This window comes from Brachyspira sp. SAP_772 (genome assembly GCF_009755885.1).
Classification (GTDB): domain Bacteria; phylum Spirochaetota; class Brachyspiria; order Brachyspirales; family Brachyspiraceae; genus Brachyspira.
Genome location: NZ_VYIX01000064.1, coordinates 1 through 916 on the forward strand (window position 1 = coordinate 1; position 916 = coordinate 916).

The 916-nt window shown below is 26.2% G+C and carries 1 protein-coding gene and 1 pseudogene; one reads left to right on the forward strand and one right to left on the reverse strand.

Annotated features, from left to right (window positions below):
- Positions 1 to 342 (forward strand): annotated as a pseudogene (locus tag GQX97_RS12575) (hypothetical protein); the annotation flags it as partial.
- Positions 343 to 422: 80 nt separating this feature from the next.
- On the opposite strand, the gene GQX97_RS12580 reads toward GQX97_RS12575, so the two are convergent.
- Positions 423 to 916 (reverse strand): 6-phosphogluconolactonase (locus tag GQX97_RS12580; protein WP_198391232.1); only part of this gene is annotated, 494 nt, incomplete at its 5' end.

Genomic DNA, 916 nt, shown 5'->3' on the forward strand with positions numbered 1-916 from the left:
AACACTGCTTTAAGTATTTTTAATAATGCAATATCCTCTTACAATAATGATTTTGATATTATTCATAATAGAGCAACTTTGAATTTATTAAATTATAAACTTACAGCAAATGCMTCTTCTTTTGATGAAGCATTAAAAGATTATAATGAACTTATAGAAATAGACCATCATAATATATATGCCTTAAGCAACAGAAGCATACTTTATTTTGATAAATACAAATATACAAAAGATAAAAAATATTTTGAAAAATCAATAAAAGATTGTAATGAAGCATTTAATATTAATTCAGAAGAATCTCTAGACTCTAACAACAATCCTCACTATATATACAAGTATTAATATATTATTATAATTCAATAAAAAAGCAATGAGATTAATAAAAACCCCATTGCATTTTATTTAATTAATTATTAAACCAATTATTTTTTCTTAGAAACTTTTTTCTTATATCCTATAGCATCAGCCAACTCTTCATCTATAACAACAACAACATCATTATGAAGCTTAAGGAAAGTAACAGGACAGCTAGTCATAACTTTATCATGATTTAAAAGTTCTTTCATTGCAGCAGMTTTACCCTTACCAATAGCAGCTATTACTATTTTTTTAGCTTTTAATATTCCGCCCATTCCCATACTAAAAGCCTCTCTTGGAACATCTTTCTCTGAAGCAAAAAATCTAGCATTAGCTTTAATAGTTTTTTCATCAAGCTTCACGCATAAAGCATTAGCATGTAAAGCCTCATCAGGTTCATTGAAAGCAATATGACCATTAGGACCAACTCCAAGTAACTGAATATCTCTTGGAAGTTTTTCTATTTTATCATTAAACTCTTTTAATATTTTTTCTTTATCWCCTATTCCCTTAGGAACAAAAGTATTTTTTTTATCAATATTTACATGGTCAAATAAAT